Raw genomic sequence first — 16,199 nt, 5'->3', positions numbered from 1 at the left:
AAGCGCATGCGTTGACGCCAGCTATACTTTTTAACGATCCGTCAGAATGGCTAACCACCTATGCAACTCGACTCCGCCCAGCTCAACGCCTTTGCCACGGTGATCGATGAGGGCAGCTTCGAGCGGGCGGCGGCCGTGCTGCATGTCACGCGCTCGGCGGTGTCGCAACGCATCAAGCTGCTGGAAGAGCGTGTGGGCCAGGTGCTGGTGCGCCGAGCCACGCCCTGCACGCCCACCGAGGCGGGCCAGGCGCTGTACCGCCATGCGCGCGAGGTGGCGCTGAGCGAGGCGGACGCGCTGGCCACCATTGGTGGCGGGCAGCACAGCACCACGCGGCTGGCGATTGGCGTGAATGCCGACTCGCTGGCCACCTGGTTCCCCCACGCCATGGCGCAGGCGGCCGAGGGGCAGGCCATCACCTTCGACATCCATGTGGAGGACCAGGACCATTCGGCCAACCTACTGCGCGAGGGCCGCGTGATGGCAGCCGTGACGGCCGACCCGCAGCCCGTGCAGGGTTGCCAGGTGCTGCCGCTGGGCACGCTGCGCTACCGCGCGCTGGCCAGCCCCACCTTCATGCAGCGCCACTTTGCGCAAGGGGTGAACGCCACCACGCTGGCGCAGGCGCCCATGCTGGTGTTCAACCGCAAGGATGCGCTGCAGGCGCGTTTTGTGAGCCGCATCACGCGCCGCAAGCTCGCACCGCCCGTGCACTGGCTGCCCGAGGCGCATGCCTTCGTCAAAGCCACGCGCGCCAGCCTGGGCTGGGGCATGACGCCCGACCCACTGGTCGAGGATGACCTGAAGACTGGTGCCCTGGTCGAGCTGATTGCGAACAAGCCCGTGGATGTGCCGCTTTACTGGCAATGCTGGCGCCTGAATGTGCAGGCGTTGCAGCACATGACGCAGGCAGTGCAGAAGGCGGCGGCGCTGACGCTGCTGCGCTGAAAGAAAGGCGGCGAGTGAAGCCGCGAGCGCCAGTTACGCGGCGTTCGCCAGGTCCTCGTGGTGGTCTGCCGCCCCGCGCTTCCAGTAGGCGGAGATGCGCATGCGTTTCGGGTCCACGCCCGGCTTGGCCAGCACGACGCGGCGCACGGCGGCCATGTCGCTGTGTTCGCCAGCAGCCCAGACAAAGCCAGCGCCGGTGGGGAGCGACAACGCCATCACAGCGGCAGGCAGCGCGCTCACCCACTGAAGATCCACCTGCGCCGCGCTGGTCAACACCCGCTGGTCGGCCGGGTTGCTCAGCTGGATGCGCACGGTGGCCACCGCGCTGGCGGGCAGCTCGGCCAGGCGGCGGGCGATGGCGGGCAGCGCGGTTTCGTCGCCCAGCAGCCAGTGCCAGTCGAAGCCCGTGGGCACGACCATGCTGCCGCGCGGCCCGGCAATGCCCACCCACTGACCCACGGCGGCGCTGGCGGCCCAGTCGGTGACGGGGCCTGCGTCGTGCAGGGCCACTTCAATGTCCAGCTCGCCCGCAGCGGCGTCAAAGCGCGCGGGGGTGTAGTCGCGCAGCACGGGGCGGGGGCCGTCAAACACGGGGCGACCGTCCTGCAGCGCGGGCAAGGTGGGGCGGTCCTGCCCGGGTGAGGGAAGGATGAGCTTGAGGTGGTCGTCAAACCCGGCGCTCACAAAGCCCGCCAGCTCGGGGCCGGCCAGGGTCAGCCGCACGAAACCGGGGCTGACCTGGGTGCGGCGCACCACCTGGAGGTGGCGGCCCTGCAAAGGGTGGCGAATGCGCTCGATGGCGAGGGAGGGGGCCGTGGTGGCCAGGGGCAGAGGTGCGTTCATGGCGTAAAATGTTGATTTAATCAACCAAATCATCCGCCATTCAGTTGACTTTGTCAACAGATAGCCACGCCATGCCCCCACGCGCCCGCCCCGATGTGTTTGAAGCCCTGCACGACCTGATGCATGCCTACCGGGCGCGCATGGTGCGCGCGATGACCTCCGTGCATCCGGACCTGACCTTCAACGAGGTGCGCGCGCTGAACTTCATTGGGCGCCACCCCGGCGCCACGCAGAAAGAGCTGGTGCGCCACAGTGGCGCCGACAAGGCCCAGGTAGCGCGCATGTTGGGCCTGCTGCAGGACAAGGGCTGGCTGGAGCGCCAGCCGCACGCCGAGGACCGGCGCAGCCTGTGCCTCACGCTGAGCGCCGAGGGCCAGGCGCTGTACCAGGCGCTGCAGACCGCGCGGCAGACCCTGTCGGCCCAGGTGCTGGCGGGCTGCGACGACGCCACCCAGGCGCAGCTGCTGGCGCTGGTGGCGCGGGTGCGGGCCAACCTGGATGCGCTGCCGCCGCTGGAGACTGGCGAGGACTGCGGCCACGGCAGGGGCCGGTCCTCGCGCTAGGGGCACCGCGGAGACGCGTCCGACGCTTTTGAAGGGATTTTTGCCCCAAGCGCCAGTGCAATATGCCCCGGCAGCTATCAAATGAAGAGCAAATCAGCGCCCCTGGATCACCCGCAACGCCTCGGGCAGCGAATGCACATGGGGCAGGAAGTGGTCGATGGTGGCACCCAGCAGCACGGCGCAGACCAGCGCGCCGAGCAGCGGCTTCCAGGTCAGCCGCACGGCGGCGCTGAGCCAGCCCTCGCGCTCCACCCCCACGGCGGCGCGGGCCGTGGCCACCGAGAAGGCAATCTCCACCGCCACGGTGAGCAGCACATCCCAGCCAAAGAACAGCATGGCGAGCGAGCCCGCACCCAGGATCAGCGCCGCGCCGATGAGAAAGATGGCCACCACGGGCACGACCACCACCGCGCCCTCGTCGGCGCTGCCCAGCGCATCGGCCGCGCCCCCGGCAATGTCGCCCAGCACACTGGAGTCGCTGCTGGAGCCCCCGCTGGACAGGCCTTGCGTCCACCCGCCCGCAAAGTCCCCCGAGGCGCCACCGCCACCAAAGTCGCCCCCACCGGTGCGCGGCAGGGGCACCTGGCCGCCCCCGGAAGGGCCGTTGCCGCTGGGCCAGGAGATGTCGGGCAATTCCACACTGCTGCCGTCGCCCGACGACCCGTCCCGACGCACCAGCCGCGCCGCCCACGCGCGCAGCACCAGCAGATAGCCGATGTAGCCCACCGACAGCGTGACCAGATACCGCAGCGCCAGCGAATCCACGCCCAGCACCATCTGCAGGTGCGAGGTGGCCCACATCAGCAGCAGCGTGAAGCTGCCGATCAGCAACCCGTGCCAGCGCAGGCTGTAGCGCTGCTGCAGGGTGCGCGCCACCGCACCATGGTGCGGCATGCGCACCGAGCGCCAGGTGGAGCTGCTTTTTTTCTTGGAGGCAGAGGAGTTGCTGCGGGGTGTGGCCATGGAAGGAGCGCGCTGCGCGTGGTGGCAAACAGACGGCGCCATTTCACACCAGTTTCAAGCCACCCTTCGCGCAGTCGGCCCCCGCTGCGTGAACTTCTGCGCGAACCGCTGCCGCAGGCGTTGGCGTCAGGCCACGCCGTCCACCACCACCGGCACGCGCTGCGCCAGTGCACACATCAGCTCGTAGCCCACGGTACCTGCCGCCTGCGCCACCTCGTCGATGGACAACGCCACACCGTTGCTGGCCCGGCCCCACAGCGTGACTTCGCTGCCAAAGCCCACGTCCACACCGGCCTGCTGCAACGGCGTAAGGTCCACGGTCACCATGTCCATGCTCACCCGCCCCACCAGGCGCGTGCGCACACCGTTCACCAGCACCGGCGTGCCGGTGTCGCAGTGGCGCGGGTAGCCGTCTGCGTAGCCACAGGCGGCGATGCCGATGGTGAGCGGGCCGTCGGCCGTGAAGCGCGATCCGTAACCCACGGTGTCGCCGGCCTGCAGCTGCTGGGTGGCAATGAGGCGTGTGGACAGCGTCATGGTGGGTTGCAACCCCCAGTGGCTGGCGTTGTGCTCTGGGAAGTCGGGGGCGCTGCCGTACACCACGATGCCCGCGCGCACCCAGTCGGCACGCACGCCCGCATCCTGCGCGTGGCGCAGCGTGGCGGCGCTGTTGCTCAGGCTGCGCTCGCCGGGCAGGTCCTGCGCGGCGGCGTTGAAGGCGGCCATCTGGTGCGCAATGCCACGCGGGCCGTCGGCGTCGCTGAAGTGGGTCATGAACGAAATCTCGTCCACCTGCGGCAGCGCATTGAGCCGGGCCCACGCGGCGCGGTAGCGCTCGGGCGCGAAGCCCAGGCGGTTCATGCCTGAATTCATCTTGAGGAACACCCGGTGCGGCACCTGCGTCTTGTGCGCGGCCAGCATGTCGATCTGCTCGTCGCAGTGCACCGCATGCCACAGGCCCAGGCGCGAGCACAGCTCCAGGTCGCGCGGCTCGAACACGCCTTCGAGCAGCAGGATGGGCCCGCGCCAGCCCAGGTGGCGCACGCGTTCGGCTTCGGCCAGGTCCAGCAGCGCAAAACCGTCGGCGCCGCGCAGGCCCTCAAACACGCGCTCGATGCCGTGGCCATAGGCGTTGGCCTTGACCACCGCCCACACCTTGGCGTCGGGCACCGACTGGCGCACGCGCGCAAGGTTGTTGTGCAAAGCGGCGGTGTGGATGGTGGCGGTGATGGGACGGGGCATGGAACGAAGCAGTTGGGGCGGGGAAATCTACCGGGGAATACCTGCAGGATTCTGGCACTGCAGCCGTTTATCCGCGTGATATAACCGCCTGTCTCCTGCTACGGTTACTCACAATTAACAGTGCATCAGCCCAACTGATGCACCACCAGCCATTCGATGAAGCGCGGTTTCTACACCATCATGTCGGCGCAGTTTTTCAGCTCGCTGGCCGACAACGCACTTTTCGTGGCCGCCGTGGAACTCCTGCGCTCTGAGGGCGCCCCCGAATGGCAGCGCGCCGCCCTGGTGCCCATGTTTGCGCTGTTCTATGTGGTGCTCGCGCCCTTTGTCGGGGCCTTTGCCGATGCGCTGCCCAAGGGCAAGGTGATGTTCATCAGCAATGCCATCAAGGTGGTGGGCTGCCTGATGATGCTGTTCGGCTCGCACCCGCTGATTGCCTACGCGGTGGTGGGCCTGGGCGCGGCGGCCTACTCGCCCGCCAAGTACGGCATCCTTACCGAGTTGCTGCCCGCGTCGCAGCTGGTCAAGGCCAACGGCTGGATCGAGGGGCTCACCATTGCCTCCATCATCCTGGGCGTGCTGCTGGGCGGCCAGCTGGTGGGGCAGCACATGTCGGCCCTGCTGCTGGGCATCGACATCCCGATGATCAACACCGGCGTGGACACGCCCGCCGAGTCTGCGATTGCCGCGCTGATCGTGGTGTATGCCGTGGCCGCCTGGTTCAACACCCGCATCCCGCACACCGGCGTGGAAATGCGCCCGCTGCGTGCCGACCCTGCGCGCAGCATCGTCTCCAACACATTGAGCCTGCTGCCCGACTTCTGGGCCTGCAACAGCCGCCTGTGGCGCGACAAGCTGGGCCAGATCTCGCTGTCCACCACCACGCTGTTCTGGGGCGCGGGCGGCAACCTCAAGTTCATCGTGCTGGCCTGGGCCGCCGTGGCGCTGGGCTACAACACCACGCAGGCCTCGGCCCTCACGGGCGTGGTGGCCATCGGTACGGCCGTGGGCGCCGTGGTGGCCTCGATGCGCATGCGCCTGGACATGGCCACCAAGGTGATCCCGCTGGGCATTGCCATGGGGCTGCTGCTGATCCTGATGGTGTTCATCAGCAACATCTGGGTAGCCATCCCCTTCCTCATCATCCTGGGCGGCCTGGGCGGCTACCTGGTCGTGCCCATGAACGCGCTGCTGCAGCACCGGGGCCACAATCTCATGGGCGCAGGCCGCTCCATTGCCGTGCAGAACTTCAATGAGCAGGCCTGCATCCTGGCGCTGGGCGCGTTCTACAGCCTGTCGCTCAAGTTCGGCCTGTCAGTGTTCGGCGCCATCACGGCCTTCGGGCTGGTGGTGGCGGGCGTGATGTGGCTGATCCAGCGCTGGCACCAGAACAACTGCGTGCAGCACCACGACGAAGTGGAGCATCTGCTGCACATTGCGCGGCACGACACGCATCACTGAGCCCCCCTGAGTCGCCTGCGGCGCCTTCCCCCGAGGGGGGACGCACCCGGTGGCTTGGCAGAGCCAGTTCCACGGGTGCGCTGGCAGGACGGTGTGCCAGTTTCTGGCGCTGCGCCATTTACTATCATTTTCATAGCTATCAGCGCTTACCTGTTACGCGGTAGCGGCCATTTTTTCTTCAATGCAATCGCCCCTGCCCTTCGCCACCCTGCTGTTCAACGCCTTTGTCTGGGGGCTGGCGTGGTGGCCGTTCCAGCACATGCACCAGGCGGGGCTGCACCCGCTGTGGGCCACGGCGTTCATGTATGCGGTGGTGCTGCTGGCGCTGCTGGCCTGGCGGCCCACGCTCTGGACCCAGGTGCGCCAGCACCCCGAGCTGTGGCTGTTGGCGCTGGCCTCGGGGCTGAACAATGTGGCCTTCAACTGGGCTGTGACCATCGGCGACGTGGTGCGCGTGATCCTGCTGTTCTATCTGATGCCCGCCTGGGCCGTGCTGCTGGCCTGGAAGGTGCTGGGCGAGCGCCCCACCCCGGCGGCGCTGCTGCGCCTGGCGCTGGCCTTCACGGGCGTGGTGCTGGTGCTGCTGCCCGAGGGCGCGCCCGCATCGCGCCTGCTGCAGAACCTGTCGCTGGCCGATGGGCTGGCGCTGCTGGGCGGCTTCATGTTTGCGCTCACCAACGTCACGCTGCGCCGCCTGCACGCCGTGCCAGGGCCCGCGCGCATGTTCACCATGTTTGGCGGCTGCATGCTGATGGCGCTGGCCGTGGCCTGCGTGGGGCTGCAGGTGGGCGTGGTGGAACCGTTCCCGGCCGTGAACGCCACCTGGCTCACCACCGGTCTTCTGCTGGCCGGCGTGCTGATGTTGGGCAACTGGGCGCTGCAGTTCGGCGCCGCCCGCCTGGCGGCGGGCACCACGGCGCTGGTGATGCTGTCGGAGGTGATGTTTGCCAGCGTGTCCTCGGCCCTGCTGGGCGCATCCACGCTGAACACGCGCACCGTGCTGGGCGGCGCGCTGATCCTGTTGGCCTCGCTGCTGGCGGCGCTGCAGTTCCGCCGCCCGGGTGCTGCGGGTCATTGACCCGCGTGTGCACAGGCATGGGCGGCTGGGGCTACGATGGCCCGTCATCCCCACCCGGAGAACCCGCATGCCCACCAGCATCTACGACTTTGAAGCCCTGCAGATCAACGGCCAGTCCGTGCCCCTGTCGCAATACCGGGGCAAGGTATTGCTCATCGTGAACACCGCCAGCGCCTGCGGCTTCACCCCCCAGTTCGGCGGGCTGGAAGAGCTGCACAAGCAATACGCCGACCAGGGCCTTGTCGTGCTGGGCTTCCCCTGCAACCAGTTCGGCGCCCAGGACCCCGGCAGCAACGACGAAATCGCCAGCTTTTGCCAGCTCAACTACGGCGTGAGCTTCCCGATGATGGCCAAGATCGACGTGAACGGCGCCAATGCCTCTCCTCTCTATCAATGGCTCACCGCCGAGGCCCCCGGCCTGCTGGGCAGCAAGGCCATCAAGTGGAACTTCACCAAGTTCCTGGTCGGCAAGGACGGCCAGGTGATCCGCCGCTATGCGCCGCAGGATGCGCCGAAGAAGCTGGCGGGGGATATTGAGGCGGCGTTGGCCTGAGCCTGCAACCTGGGGTCGGTGCGGGCAGCACCGTCCACTGCGCCGTGCCGTAACACACGACGGTTGGCTTGTCGGATCTCATCACGCTTCGGACGCATGCCCGGCGTTACCAATTGATGCGCCATGTAGGCATTTGTGAAAGCTGAATCAAGCAGTTGCCTACAGACGCATTGACGTCAAAACAGCAGAAAACACCGGCGACACTCGGCGTCGTTTCAGAGTGGCAGAGACCACTCGGCCGCATCTTCTGCTGTTTGGGAGGCCCCTCTTCATGTCTGCTTTCGCTGAATGGCGAGCGTGCTTTGCCGCTGCGTCATTTCTTGTCGCCGCCTGCGCTGCTCAAGCCCATGACTTTGTGAACATCCCACCAGCCTTGTGCGTGCCGGTGGACCGCAGCGTGGGTCTGCCTGCCGACATGGAGCCCTACCGTGCCGCAGTGCGTATTTGTGCCATCGCACAGCAGCCCCCTTCCAAGGCTGTGCCGGTTGCTGCCAGTGTGCGCCTGCTCAGCGTGTTCACCGACGACTATTACAAAACCTTGCCCGCTGATGCGCCGTGGCGCGACTTTCCTCTGCCCATGCTCGTTGACGCAACGGGCCGCTGCCTGGGCCGCATCCCGCACCTCTTCCCAGTCGATCCCCCGCAGGAGTTGACCATCAGCGCCGGGCGATGGCAGCGCGGTGTCCCGCACGAACTGCGCCTGAAGGTGCAGTCCCCTGCCGTGGGCGGTGACTCCACGCTGCCCAGCCTGCACTGGAATCCTCGCAAGGGGACCTATACCCCCAAGAACACCAACCCTTCACAGGACAAGACCTCGTGCCCACAGACGTAGCCGAAACCACGCAGTCCGTCAGCAAGCTCAAGCAGGCTTGCGATGCTGCCTATGCGCTGTATCCCAACTCATGCAGCCATGCCGTCTGGCATGTGATCAAGCAATACCTGCCCAACCAGGCATGGATGAGCGCCAACGCACTGGTCGAGCACATGCGCGGGCAGGCGCACTGGAAGATCGTCCCGGCAGGACAGGTGGGCCGCCTGGCGCGCGAAGGTGCGCTGGTGGTGGGCGGCAAGTCAGAGGCCACCAACGGGCACGTGATCGTTGTCTACCCTGGGCCCGACACGACGGCGGGCGGCTACAGCTATACCCGCGACGGCAGAGCGGAGACCCTGCGCACACGGGGCAGTTACGCACCGGCCATGTCCACCTCATTGGGCTCGTGGCCAGGTGCCAAAAGCCGGGGGGACAAAACCATCTGGGACCCTTGGGCCAACGACGCCAAATTCGCGCAGGTCACCTTCTGGCAACTGGTGCAATAGCGGACAGGGCCGCTGTGCGGCTCTGGCACTGCCACAGCACCCAGTCTCGTCTTCGATCTTCTGTGGCGGGATTTGCGCCACAAAGGTGACGCCTCAGCCAGTCGCTATCTGGCTGGCCGCGAAATGAGTCCCGCCGGTCGCAGGCCGCCGCGCCAGTGGCCCTCTGAGGATCTCCGCACCAGTTGGCAAGGACTTGCTGCTCAGTTCCAGGCGCCAAAAGTCGTCGTTTCAACACACGTGTTTTCCATCACCATTGTTCTACCCCAAGGGATGTCCATGCTCTTTCACACACGCTTCGCCCCCGTTGGTTTGCTGACCGCCGCCGCACTGCTGCTTGCAGGTTGTGCCGACACTCCGCCCCCGCCGCCCGAGCCCGAAGTGGCTGCCGCGCCCACCCCCGTTGCCCCTCCCCCCCCGGCTGAACCCGCGCCCGCACCGGTGCCGGAGGAGCCGCGCCTGCCTGAGGATGGCATGGTGGCCCAGTTCAAAGCTACCCAAGTCAAGCTGTCGCCCGAGACACAGGCCATCTTGACCCGCCTGGCCGCCACCCGCGAGCCCACAGAACGCTTGGAGATCACCGGCTACTGCCACCGCAAAGACGCACCGGTAGATGCCCGTGAGATCGCATTGATGCGTGCCATGGCCGTGCGCAACGAACTGGTCAAGCAAGGCGTGCCCGCCAAGTCCATCCGGGTGAAGTTCAACACCACGCAGGCACTGCATGCGGTGAAAATCATTTCGAACTAGGGCAGGGTATCTCCTACTCGATCCAAATGAAGCCTGGGCCTCAGAACGGCCTTCAATTGCGCTGCTGTTCCAGATCGCGCACATGACCTTGGACTCGCAGGATGGGACACGCTCTACTTTCATGCACCCCGCCCACACCCTGAGACTGCGGGGTTTGGTACTCCATGGCGGCGACGGACCTCCATCGCGCGTTGTAGTGCAGCCCCGTTTCCCTGTCCAGGTACTGCCCCTGCATCCGCAGATTCTGCTGAAGCTGCCCGCCAGGTCGTAGTGAAAGTTTTCGTTGCGCTCGGGATGTGACAGCTAGCCAATTGGTGCTAAGCGGCGTCCAAATCCCTCACCACTTGAGAACGATATGTCCGATCTAGTTGCTAAGTTGCACACGCCGCTCGCGTCGTTGTCGCTCCACTTCTTGCTTTATCGCTTTAATTGCGTTGCTGTCAATCTTTTGCAGCAGCTGCATCTTTGCTGAGTCATTTGCATTTGGAGGCCAATGCTATATCTCAGCCTTCCGGCTGCGCTTTACTGCATCCAATATTTTAGAAACCGCGTCGAACTGTTTTTTTGAGGCGTACTTCGTCAAATCTTCAAATCTCAAATACTTGCCTTCAAGTGATTTTACTAGTGAAGATTGCACCTCATTACCAAATTTTGTTTTCAAAGAAATGGCTCCAACATAATAATTTCTCACCCTAAAATGAAACTCCACAACCAAATCCGAAGCGGCATCAACAGCATACAAATACTCGAAATCATCAGAAAAATACAAATTGCACTTCGTTAAAGATAGTGTCAGCCTTTTCAAGAGATAACCGATTTTGGTATGTACTCCTTGAAATTTTAGAAAATGGCCATTTAACGCAAAACCACGCTGCACATCAAAAATGATTTCCAACCGAGACCCGGAGAATCGGCTCAAGCTCGGCCGAACGTCATTTTTGACGGTATAAATAATATACGACTCATTTTCAACATCCAGGCATTGCACACCTGGCAAAAACAATTTAGAAGAGTATTCACCAGAAATTTCCTCTACAACCGCTAACATTTTCTCTTTCAGCGACATGGATTCGTACCCGCAGTGTGGTGCTGTCGTGCTATATCTCTAACCTTTGCCATCTCATTAGCACGATTGCCTTTAGGATTATTATCAACTCCCATCTGTGCGATCTTTGAAAGGCGATCTACTTCCTTGGGGTTGTCCAAATGCTTACCGACAGCTTCCTGGACCTTAGCCCACTGTTTGTCATTGAGATTTCGAGTCGCTGCGTCTTCTCGCGTCATCGTTAGTCCAGTACCTTTCTGATTGGGGACGAAGCCCACATGGCCCCCGCCGTTGGGCAGCCCGGGACCGTGAACGTTCACGTGCGCCCCTCTACTAACAGTGTCGTGACCGGCAGTCTGCCCTGACACGTCATAACCCTTAGACGCCCACCCCCAAGGATCAATCCATGCTATGGGGTTGGGCGCATACTGGTGCAGGTTCAACCCGCCCGACAGCCCAATCGGATCCGGCGTCGTAAACGCCCCCAGGTCCGCGTCGTAGTACCGGAACGTGTTGTAGTGCAGCCCCGTTTCCCTGTCCAGGTACTGCCCCTGCATCCGCAGGTTCTGCTGAAGCTGCACTGTCTGGTTCGCTGACTGCTGTTGCAGCCGCTGAACAGGTCTTCCCGCTTCGTCGTAGCTTTGCCATTCCTCCCGGACCGTACTGCCCCATGTGCTGTACAGCGCTGTCCACACCAGGTGGCCGCTGGTGTCGCTGAGTTCTTCCGGCAGGCCGTTGGGCTGCGTGTGGAAGTAATACACCTGCGCTGCCTGCGCCGTTGGAGTTGCGGCTGCGGCCGTGGTCTTTGCATCCGCTCTGGCAAAGCCATCGGTGGGCCCATCGTTCGCAGCCGCCCCCACGTTGAACCGGTCGCTCCAGCCCGGGTTGGTCATGGGCACGCTGGCTTGCTTGCCTTGTGCCTTGTCTGATCCTCCGCCCAGCGCATGCGCCGCCGCAGCGTGTGGCTCTATGGCGCCACTTCCGTCGATGCGCGCCAGGGGCACGTAGCCACCTGGCTCGTAGATGTAGGTACTCGCCTGCTCACCCCGGCTTTCCTGCAGCAGCCGCATCCCTTCCCAGATGAAGTGCGTGGTGCCAAAGCTGTCGGTCTTGGCGATGCGCCTGCCCAGTGCGTCGTACTGGTAGCTGAAGACCTGGCTTTGCGGCTGACCGTCTTTGCCCGCCCGCACCACCGCCACCTGGGTCAGCCTGTGCTGGTGGTCATAGCGGTAGTGCTGCTCCGTGTGGCTGCCGATGCGTTTTCTGATCAGCCGGCCGAAGCCGTCGTAGTCGTAGCGCTTGTCCTGCAGCACCTTGACGCGGTTGTTTTGCACCCAGCCTCGGCCCTGGCTGCTGAGGCTGCTTTCTTCCAGCGCGCTGATGCGGTTGCCCGCCAGGTCGTAGTGAAAGTTTTCGTTGCGCTCGGGCTGGTTCGACAGCGTCTGCGTGATGCGCCCGCCCTGGTCGTAGCGGTGCAGGGTATGCCCCTGCTGGCTGTGCTCCACGCTGGTGAGTTCTCCGTTCCTGTCGTAGCTGTAGCGTTTGAGCAGCACGTCTTCGGCGTTGTGCCGCTGCTGCAAGCGCTGGCTCCAGTCTGCGCTGTGGGGGCTCCACGGGCCATCGGCACCTGGGTCGGTGCCGATGCCGCGCCCTACCCGCAGCATGGCTGGCCGCACCCAGGCCGCCGCTTTGCGACCAACACTGTCGTAGGCAAAACGGCTGGCCAGACGGCCTTGCGTGCGCAGCACCTCGCGGTGCAGGTCGTCGCGCTCGATGTCGGCCAGCACGGCACCGTCCAGGTTGATCTGGTGCAGGTGGCCGCTGCCGTAGTACAGGTGGTTCAGCGCGCGCCCGTCCGGCAGCCTGGTGCCGATGCGGTTGCCCAATGCGTCGTATTGGTGGTGCAGCGCGCTGCTGCGCTGCTGACCTTGTACGGCGTGCCCGGCGGTTTCCTGCAGTACCTGGCCCAAAGCGTCGTATTGCCAGGTGTGCTGTGCAACGACTTCGCCCAGAGGCGTGCTGTGTTGCGCCGTCAGCAAGTCGCCGGTGGGGCTGTATGCATAGTCGATCCGGGCTTGCAGCTCGGGCGGCGCCTGCGTTGCGGCTGCGCCCGCCTGCGCTGCCGCACCGGGTGTGTAGACGTTCTTCTGAACCAGATGGCCCGCGGCATCGCGCACCAACTGGGTGTGGATGGGCTGCACCTCGGCGTGGCCCGGCACGGCGTCGCCCTGGCCCAGGGGCATGGGGTGTTCGGTCACGCCGACGACTTGGTGGGCTGCATCGTAGTGCAGCACTTGCCGGGTGCCGTCGATGCGGGTCTCGGCCACCAGGCGGTCCGCCGCGTCGTACGAGAACCGGTACGCTTGGCGGTTTTCATTGACCAGCGCCGACAAGCGCCGTGCCGCGTCATACCCCAGCTGGATGTTGCTGGTGAGTGCACCAACCGCTTTGGAGCGCCCAGTCAGCTGGCCGCGCTGGTTGTAGCTGTAGCTGGTGGTATGGCCCAGCGCGTCGGTGGCAATCACGCACTGGCCCGCCGCGTCATAGCGGTACTGGTGCTGCGCTCCGTCCGGCAGGGTCAGCTGCAACAGCCGGCCCAGCGGGTCGCGCTCGAAGACGGTGGACTGGCCCAGGGTGTCGATTTCCTGGTGAAGGTGGCCCTGCGCGTCGTACGTGTAGCGGGTGGTCTTGCCGCTGCAATCGGTGTAGGCGGTCAGCAGGCCCCTGGCATCCCAGCGCAGCTGCTTGCGCCCGCCGTGGGCATCGGTCACCAGAACGGGCAGGCCTCGGTCGTCGTTCGCGTAGCGGGTCACGTGGCCCAGAGGGTCGGTCTCCGCCACCAGATTGCCGTGGTCGTCGTACTGGTAGCGCCAGGTTCCGCCGCCGGGGTCTTCCGTCGCGACCAGCAGGCTGGCCGGGCCGGGGCTCCAGCGCTGGCGGTGCGTGCGTCCCAGGGCGTCCGTTTCTGAGGTGAGGTTGCCAGCGTCGTCGTAGGTGTACGTGGTGGATCGCCCCAGCGCATCCGTATGGCCCAGCAGCTCTTTGGTGGTGCCCCACACCTGCGTGGTGGTGTGGCCCAGAGCGTCCGTGTGGCGGGTGATCTCATGGTCGGCATTCCAGTGCCACTGCTGACGGCGGCCCAGGCCGTCGGTGACCTGGGTGCTGCCGCTGCCGTCGCCATGCAGGCCGTATTCAAAGGCATACGCTTCGCCGTCGCCCGTCCAGTGCCGCACCACGCGCGCATGGGGGCCAGGGCGATTGCCGATGCCTTGGGCAAACTCCTGCCATTCGTAGCTGCACAGCAAGCCACCGGGCAGCTGGTGGCTCGCCATGCGGCCATTTGCATAGGTAAACCTGCGCGTCGTCTGCCCTGCGCGGTCTCTCACTTCGGCCAGTTGGCCTGCGGCGTCGTAGCAGTAGTTCACCAGCGCCTGCGCAGCCTCGCCATCAGCGCCCACGCGCAGATGAATCTGCTGAAGCCGGGCAGTGCCCGGAACATACAGAAACTCCAGGAGCCGGCCTGCGCTGTCCGCCACATGGGTGAGCACACCGTGGTCACCGTAGCGCAGCGCGTGGTAATTGCCGTTGCGGTCCTCGATGCGCTGCAGGTGCAATACGCCCACCGCCGCAGCATCACCCACGCTCCCGGCGGGCGTCTGGCCGAACCATTGGTACGTGCCTTCGGCTGTGACGACGACGTAGTCACCGCCTTCACTGCACAGCACGCCGATCCCCTCAGCGACGCTGAACAGGCCTTGCCCCGGCGCCGGGCGGGTGAACTGTATGTCGCGCCCATCTGCGTCGTAGTAGGTGACGGCGGGCCGGCCCTGCGGATCGTGGTCCAGGTGCAGCTGCACCGTGTAGGGTGTGCTCCAGCCGCGGCCCAGCGGGCCGTCGCTGCGCTCGTCCAGGCTGTTGTAGATGCGCTGCCACGCCACGGGCAGCACGCCTGGCAGCACGAAGTCCAGGTCGCTCCCATCGGCCAGGAGCTTGGCGCCCGTGGCGATGTGCACAGGGTTGCCCAGGATGGCCGGCACGGTCATGGCCGCTGAGCCTGCGGCTTGCGCAGCCTTCAACATGCATTCCGCGTTTTTGACGAGCGCCTTCGGATCCTTGACCAGTTTCCAGAGACATTTGATGTTCTTCAGGAGATTTCGGGCCTCCGCAATGAATAGTGCCGCCCGCAGCAGTGGATTGACCTCGTCGTCGTAGTCACGCACCGTCTCAGGAGCCCCGCCAATAAAGACGTTGGGCGAGCCTGCATGAATGGTGGCCCCGCACACGACCTTGTCGCCCTTGCGGGCAGCCAGGGCTTCATTGATGACGGTCTGCTTGGGTCCGACCGCAGCGCCCTGCGCGATCAGGTTGACGGGCGTGATGGTGTGCTTGCCGCAAACCACTTCGTCCAGCGGTACCGCGTTGGTGGCCCGCGCAGCGGGAATGCTGTTGACGAACACATCGGGTGAGCCGGTCGTGATGGCCCCGGTCACATCCCAGGTTTCAGGGACCAGCCAATCGGCAATTTTTTCTCCGATGGCGCCCCCCGCCATGCTGACCGCGAGGGTGGCCAGCGCTCCGGTCAGCACGACGGCTCCCGCGAGGATCGGCGCCGCCAGCCCACCCGTGACCACGGTGCCCACGGCCGCAACACCCGCTGTCACCCCCGCCGCGATGGTGCCAGCGCACAGCGCACCAAGCGCGGCAGCGCCTGCGGCTATGCCCACCACCTTGGCCAGCAGGCGTGCGTTGGCGTTGCTGTGGGCAATGGGGTCGCCCAGTCGGGCCGCTGGTGGAAACTGACTCATGGGCGAAGGAGGTCGTGGAACGAGGGGTGGTGGCGGCTGGAGGATTGCGCCATGGGGTGCTGCGGCGTCAACGAGTGCCGATGTCCGTCGATGTGCGTCAGAGCGGCTCCCGGGACGCGGGCTCGCAACCCGGCGCTGCCAGGTTCAGTGGCGCGGCTGGAAGCTTGCGCAGATGGCCAGCCAGGCATTCTTTTGCGCGTCGGTGATGGGCGCGGCAGACGCCGCCGTAAGCACCAGCACGCTGGCGGCGTCCGGCAACAGCCACGTGCGTTGCCGCTGGTAGATGACCTGGCCGTTCTGCGTGAACTGCTGGGCTAGTTCCACGGCAATGGTTTGGTCCCTGTCGGGAGCCTTCTGCGCGTGTTTTTCCTGGATGGAAAACTTGCTGACCTGCAGCGTCACCGCCTTGATCTGGCGGTCTACGAAGGCCTCGAAGGATTCGCCAGGCTCCAGCCTGTCCCGGGTGATGATCAGGCTCAGGTCCAGGCCACTGCGGCCCGTCAGCAGCATGTTCATGCTGTTGTCCCGAAGGCCGTCAGGCAGCGTGAAGCTGCCTTCGTTGAGGTGGAATTGCATGCGAAGGTTCTTTGGTGGTGATGCAGTCGTACTGGCGAAAAAAATCTGCTGCGCAGGG

The 16,199-nt window shown here is 65.1% G+C and carries 14 protein-coding genes; 8 read left to right on the top strand and 6 right to left on the bottom strand.

All coding sequences use genetic code 11. The features are described from left to right. Positions 1-60 precede the first annotated feature (60 nt). Positions 61-948, top strand: a complete 888-nt coding sequence (locus tag CBY09_RS13540) for a LysR family transcriptional regulator ArgP (RefSeq protein WP_094290117.1) — start codon at positions 61-63, stop codon at positions 946-948. A gap of 33 nt (positions 949-981) precedes the next feature. Here CBY09_RS13540 and CBY09_RS13535 read toward each other — a convergent pair whose 3' ends face one another. Then, a complete protein-coding gene (locus tag CBY09_RS13535; protein WP_094290116.1) occupies positions 982-1,791 on the bottom strand; it encodes a siderophore-interacting protein in 810 nt (269 codons plus the stop codon). Between the two features lie 71 nt (positions 1,792-1,862). On the opposite strand from CBY09_RS13535, the gene CBY09_RS13530 reads away from it, so the two are divergent. After that, a complete protein-coding gene (locus CBY09_RS13530) occupies positions 1,863-2,354 on the top strand; it encodes a MarR family winged helix-turn-helix transcriptional regulator (protein WP_094290115.1) in 492 nt (163 codons plus the stop codon). Positions 2,355-2,447: 93 nt separating this feature from the next. Here CBY09_RS13530 and CBY09_RS13525 read toward each other — a convergent pair whose 3' ends face one another. Together CBY09_RS13525 and alr are read right to left on the bottom strand one after the other, a co-directional pair. Beyond that, positions 2,448-3,317: a hypothetical protein gene (locus CBY09_RS13525; RefSeq protein WP_094290114.1), complete on the bottom strand. Its 870-nt coding sequence runs from the start codon at positions 3,315-3,317 to the stop codon at positions 2,448-2,450. 126 nt (positions 3,318-3,443) lie between these two features. Then, entirely contained in the window at positions 3,444-4,559 is a 1,116-nt protein-coding gene (alr, locus tag CBY09_RS13520; RefSeq protein WP_094290113.1) for an alanine racemase, read from the bottom strand. A 156-nt stretch (positions 4,560-4,715) separates the two neighbouring features. On the opposite strand from alr, the gene lplT reads away from it, so the two are divergent. The 6 genes from lplT (at position 4,716) to CBY09_RS23880 (ending at position 9,715) form a co-directional block, all read left to right on the top strand. Continuing rightward, positions 4,716-6,020 (top strand): lysophospholipid transporter LplT, encoded by a 1,305-nt coding sequence (gene lplT, locus CBY09_RS13515; RefSeq protein WP_094290112.1) that lies wholly within the window; start codon positions 4,716-4,718, stop codon positions 6,018-6,020. A gap of 181 nt (positions 6,021-6,201) precedes the next feature. Beyond that, positions 6,202-7,098: a DMT family transporter gene (locus CBY09_RS13510; protein ID WP_094290111.1), complete on the top strand. Its 897-nt coding sequence runs from the start codon at positions 6,202-6,204 to the stop codon at positions 7,096-7,098. A gap of 67 nt (positions 7,099-7,165) precedes the next feature. After that, positions 7,166-7,651 (top strand): glutathione peroxidase, encoded by a 486-nt coding sequence (locus tag CBY09_RS13505; RefSeq protein ID WP_094290110.1) that lies wholly within the window; start codon positions 7,166-7,168, stop codon positions 7,649-7,651. Between the two features lie 355 nt (positions 7,652-8,006). Then, positions 8,007-8,483 carry a hypothetical protein gene (locus CBY09_RS13500; RefSeq protein ID WP_133066290.1) on the top strand — a complete coding sequence of 159 codons (477 nt, stop codon included), beginning with the start codon at positions 8,007-8,009 and terminating at the stop codon, positions 8,481-8,483. Beyond that, on the top strand, positions 8,468-8,968 hold the full coding sequence (locus CBY09_RS13495) for a hypothetical protein (RefSeq protein ID WP_094290108.1): 501 nt from the start codon (positions 8,468-8,470) through the stop codon (positions 8,966-8,968). Before CBY09_RS13500 ends, CBY09_RS13495 begins: the two co-directional genes overlap by 16 nt. 276 nt (positions 8,969-9,244) lie before the next feature. Beyond that, positions 9,245-9,715 carry an OmpA family protein gene (locus tag CBY09_RS23880; protein WP_165773911.1) on the top strand — a complete coding sequence of 157 codons (471 nt, stop codon included), beginning with the start codon at positions 9,245-9,247 and terminating at the stop codon, positions 9,713-9,715. 496 nt (positions 9,716-10,211) lie between these two features. On the opposite strand, the gene CBY09_RS23715 is transcribed toward CBY09_RS23880, so the two are convergent. From CBY09_RS23715 to CBY09_RS13475, 3 genes are all read right to left on the bottom strand, one after another. After that, positions 10,212-10,781, bottom strand: coding sequence for a hypothetical protein (locus CBY09_RS23715; RefSeq protein WP_133066289.1), 570 nt, complete (start codon positions 10,779-10,781; stop codon positions 10,212-10,214). After that, complete coding sequence (locus CBY09_RS13480; protein WP_094290105.1) at positions 10,772-15,565, bottom strand: RHS repeat-associated core domain-containing protein; 4,794 nt, start codon at positions 15,563-15,565, stop codon at positions 10,772-10,774. Before CBY09_RS13480 ends, CBY09_RS23715 begins: the two co-directional genes overlap by 10 nt. A gap of 144 nt (positions 15,566-15,709) precedes the next feature. Then, a complete protein-coding gene (locus tag CBY09_RS13475; RefSeq protein ID WP_094290104.1) occupies positions 15,710-16,141 on the bottom strand; it encodes a DcrB-related protein in 432 nt (143 codons plus the stop codon). Positions 16,142-16,199: the final 58 nt, after the last annotated feature.

Source organism: Acidovorax kalamii, from assembly GCF_002245625.1.
Lineage (GTDB): Bacteria > Pseudomonadota > Gammaproteobacteria > Burkholderiales > Burkholderiaceae_C > Acidovorax > Acidovorax kalamii.
Note: the sequence above shows the minus strand (reverse complement) of the source record. Positions and strands in the feature narration are given on the sequence as shown.

What these genes read in the sequence shown, in the direction of transcription:
- CBY09_RS13510 (WP_094290111.1), top strand. Translation starts at nt 6,202, where the DNA reads ATGCAATCGCCCCTGCCCTTCGCCACCCTGCTGTTCAACGCCTTTGTC.
- CBY09_RS13525 (WP_094290114.1), bottom strand. Translation starts at nt 3,317, where the DNA reads ATGGCCACACCCCGCAGCAACTCCTCTGCCTCCAAGAAAAAAAGCAGC.
- CBY09_RS13540 (WP_094290117.1), top strand. Translation starts at nt 61, where the DNA reads ATGCAACTCGACTCCGCCCAGCTCAACGCCTTTGCCACGGTGATCGAT.
- CBY09_RS13530 (WP_094290115.1), top strand. Translation starts at nt 1,863, where the DNA reads ATGCCCCCACGCGCCCGCCCCGATGTGTTTGAAGCCCTGCACGACCTG.
- CBY09_RS13535 (WP_094290116.1), bottom strand. Translation starts at nt 1,791, where the DNA reads ATGAACGCACCTCTGCCCCTGGCCACCACGGCCCCCTCCCTCGCCATC.
- CBY09_RS13505 (WP_094290110.1), top strand. Translation starts at nt 7,166, where the DNA reads ATGCCCACCAGCATCTACGACTTTGAAGCCCTGCAGATCAACGGCCAG.
- CBY09_RS13480 (WP_094290105.1), bottom strand. Translation starts at nt 15,565, where the DNA reads ATGAGTCAGTTTCCACCAGCGGCCCGACTGGGCGACCCCATTGCCCAC.
- CBY09_RS23880 (WP_165773911.1), top strand. Translation starts at nt 9,245, where the DNA reads ATGCTCTTTCACACACGCTTCGCCCCCGTTGGTTTGCTGACCGCCGCC.
- lplT (WP_094290112.1), top strand. Translation starts at nt 4,716, where the DNA reads ATGAAGCGCGGTTTCTACACCATCATGTCGGCGCAGTTTTTCAGCTCG.
- alr (WP_094290113.1), bottom strand. Translation starts at nt 4,559, where the DNA reads ATGCCCCGTCCCATCACCGCCACCATCCACACCGCCGCTTTGCACAAC.
- CBY09_RS13475 (WP_094290104.1), bottom strand. Translation starts at nt 16,141, where the DNA reads ATGCAATTCCACCTCAACGAAGGCAGCTTCACGCTGCCTGACGGCCTT.
- CBY09_RS23715 (WP_133066289.1), bottom strand. Translation starts at nt 10,781, where the DNA reads ATGTCGCTGAAAGAGAAAATGTTAGCGGTTGTAGAGGAAATTTCTGGT.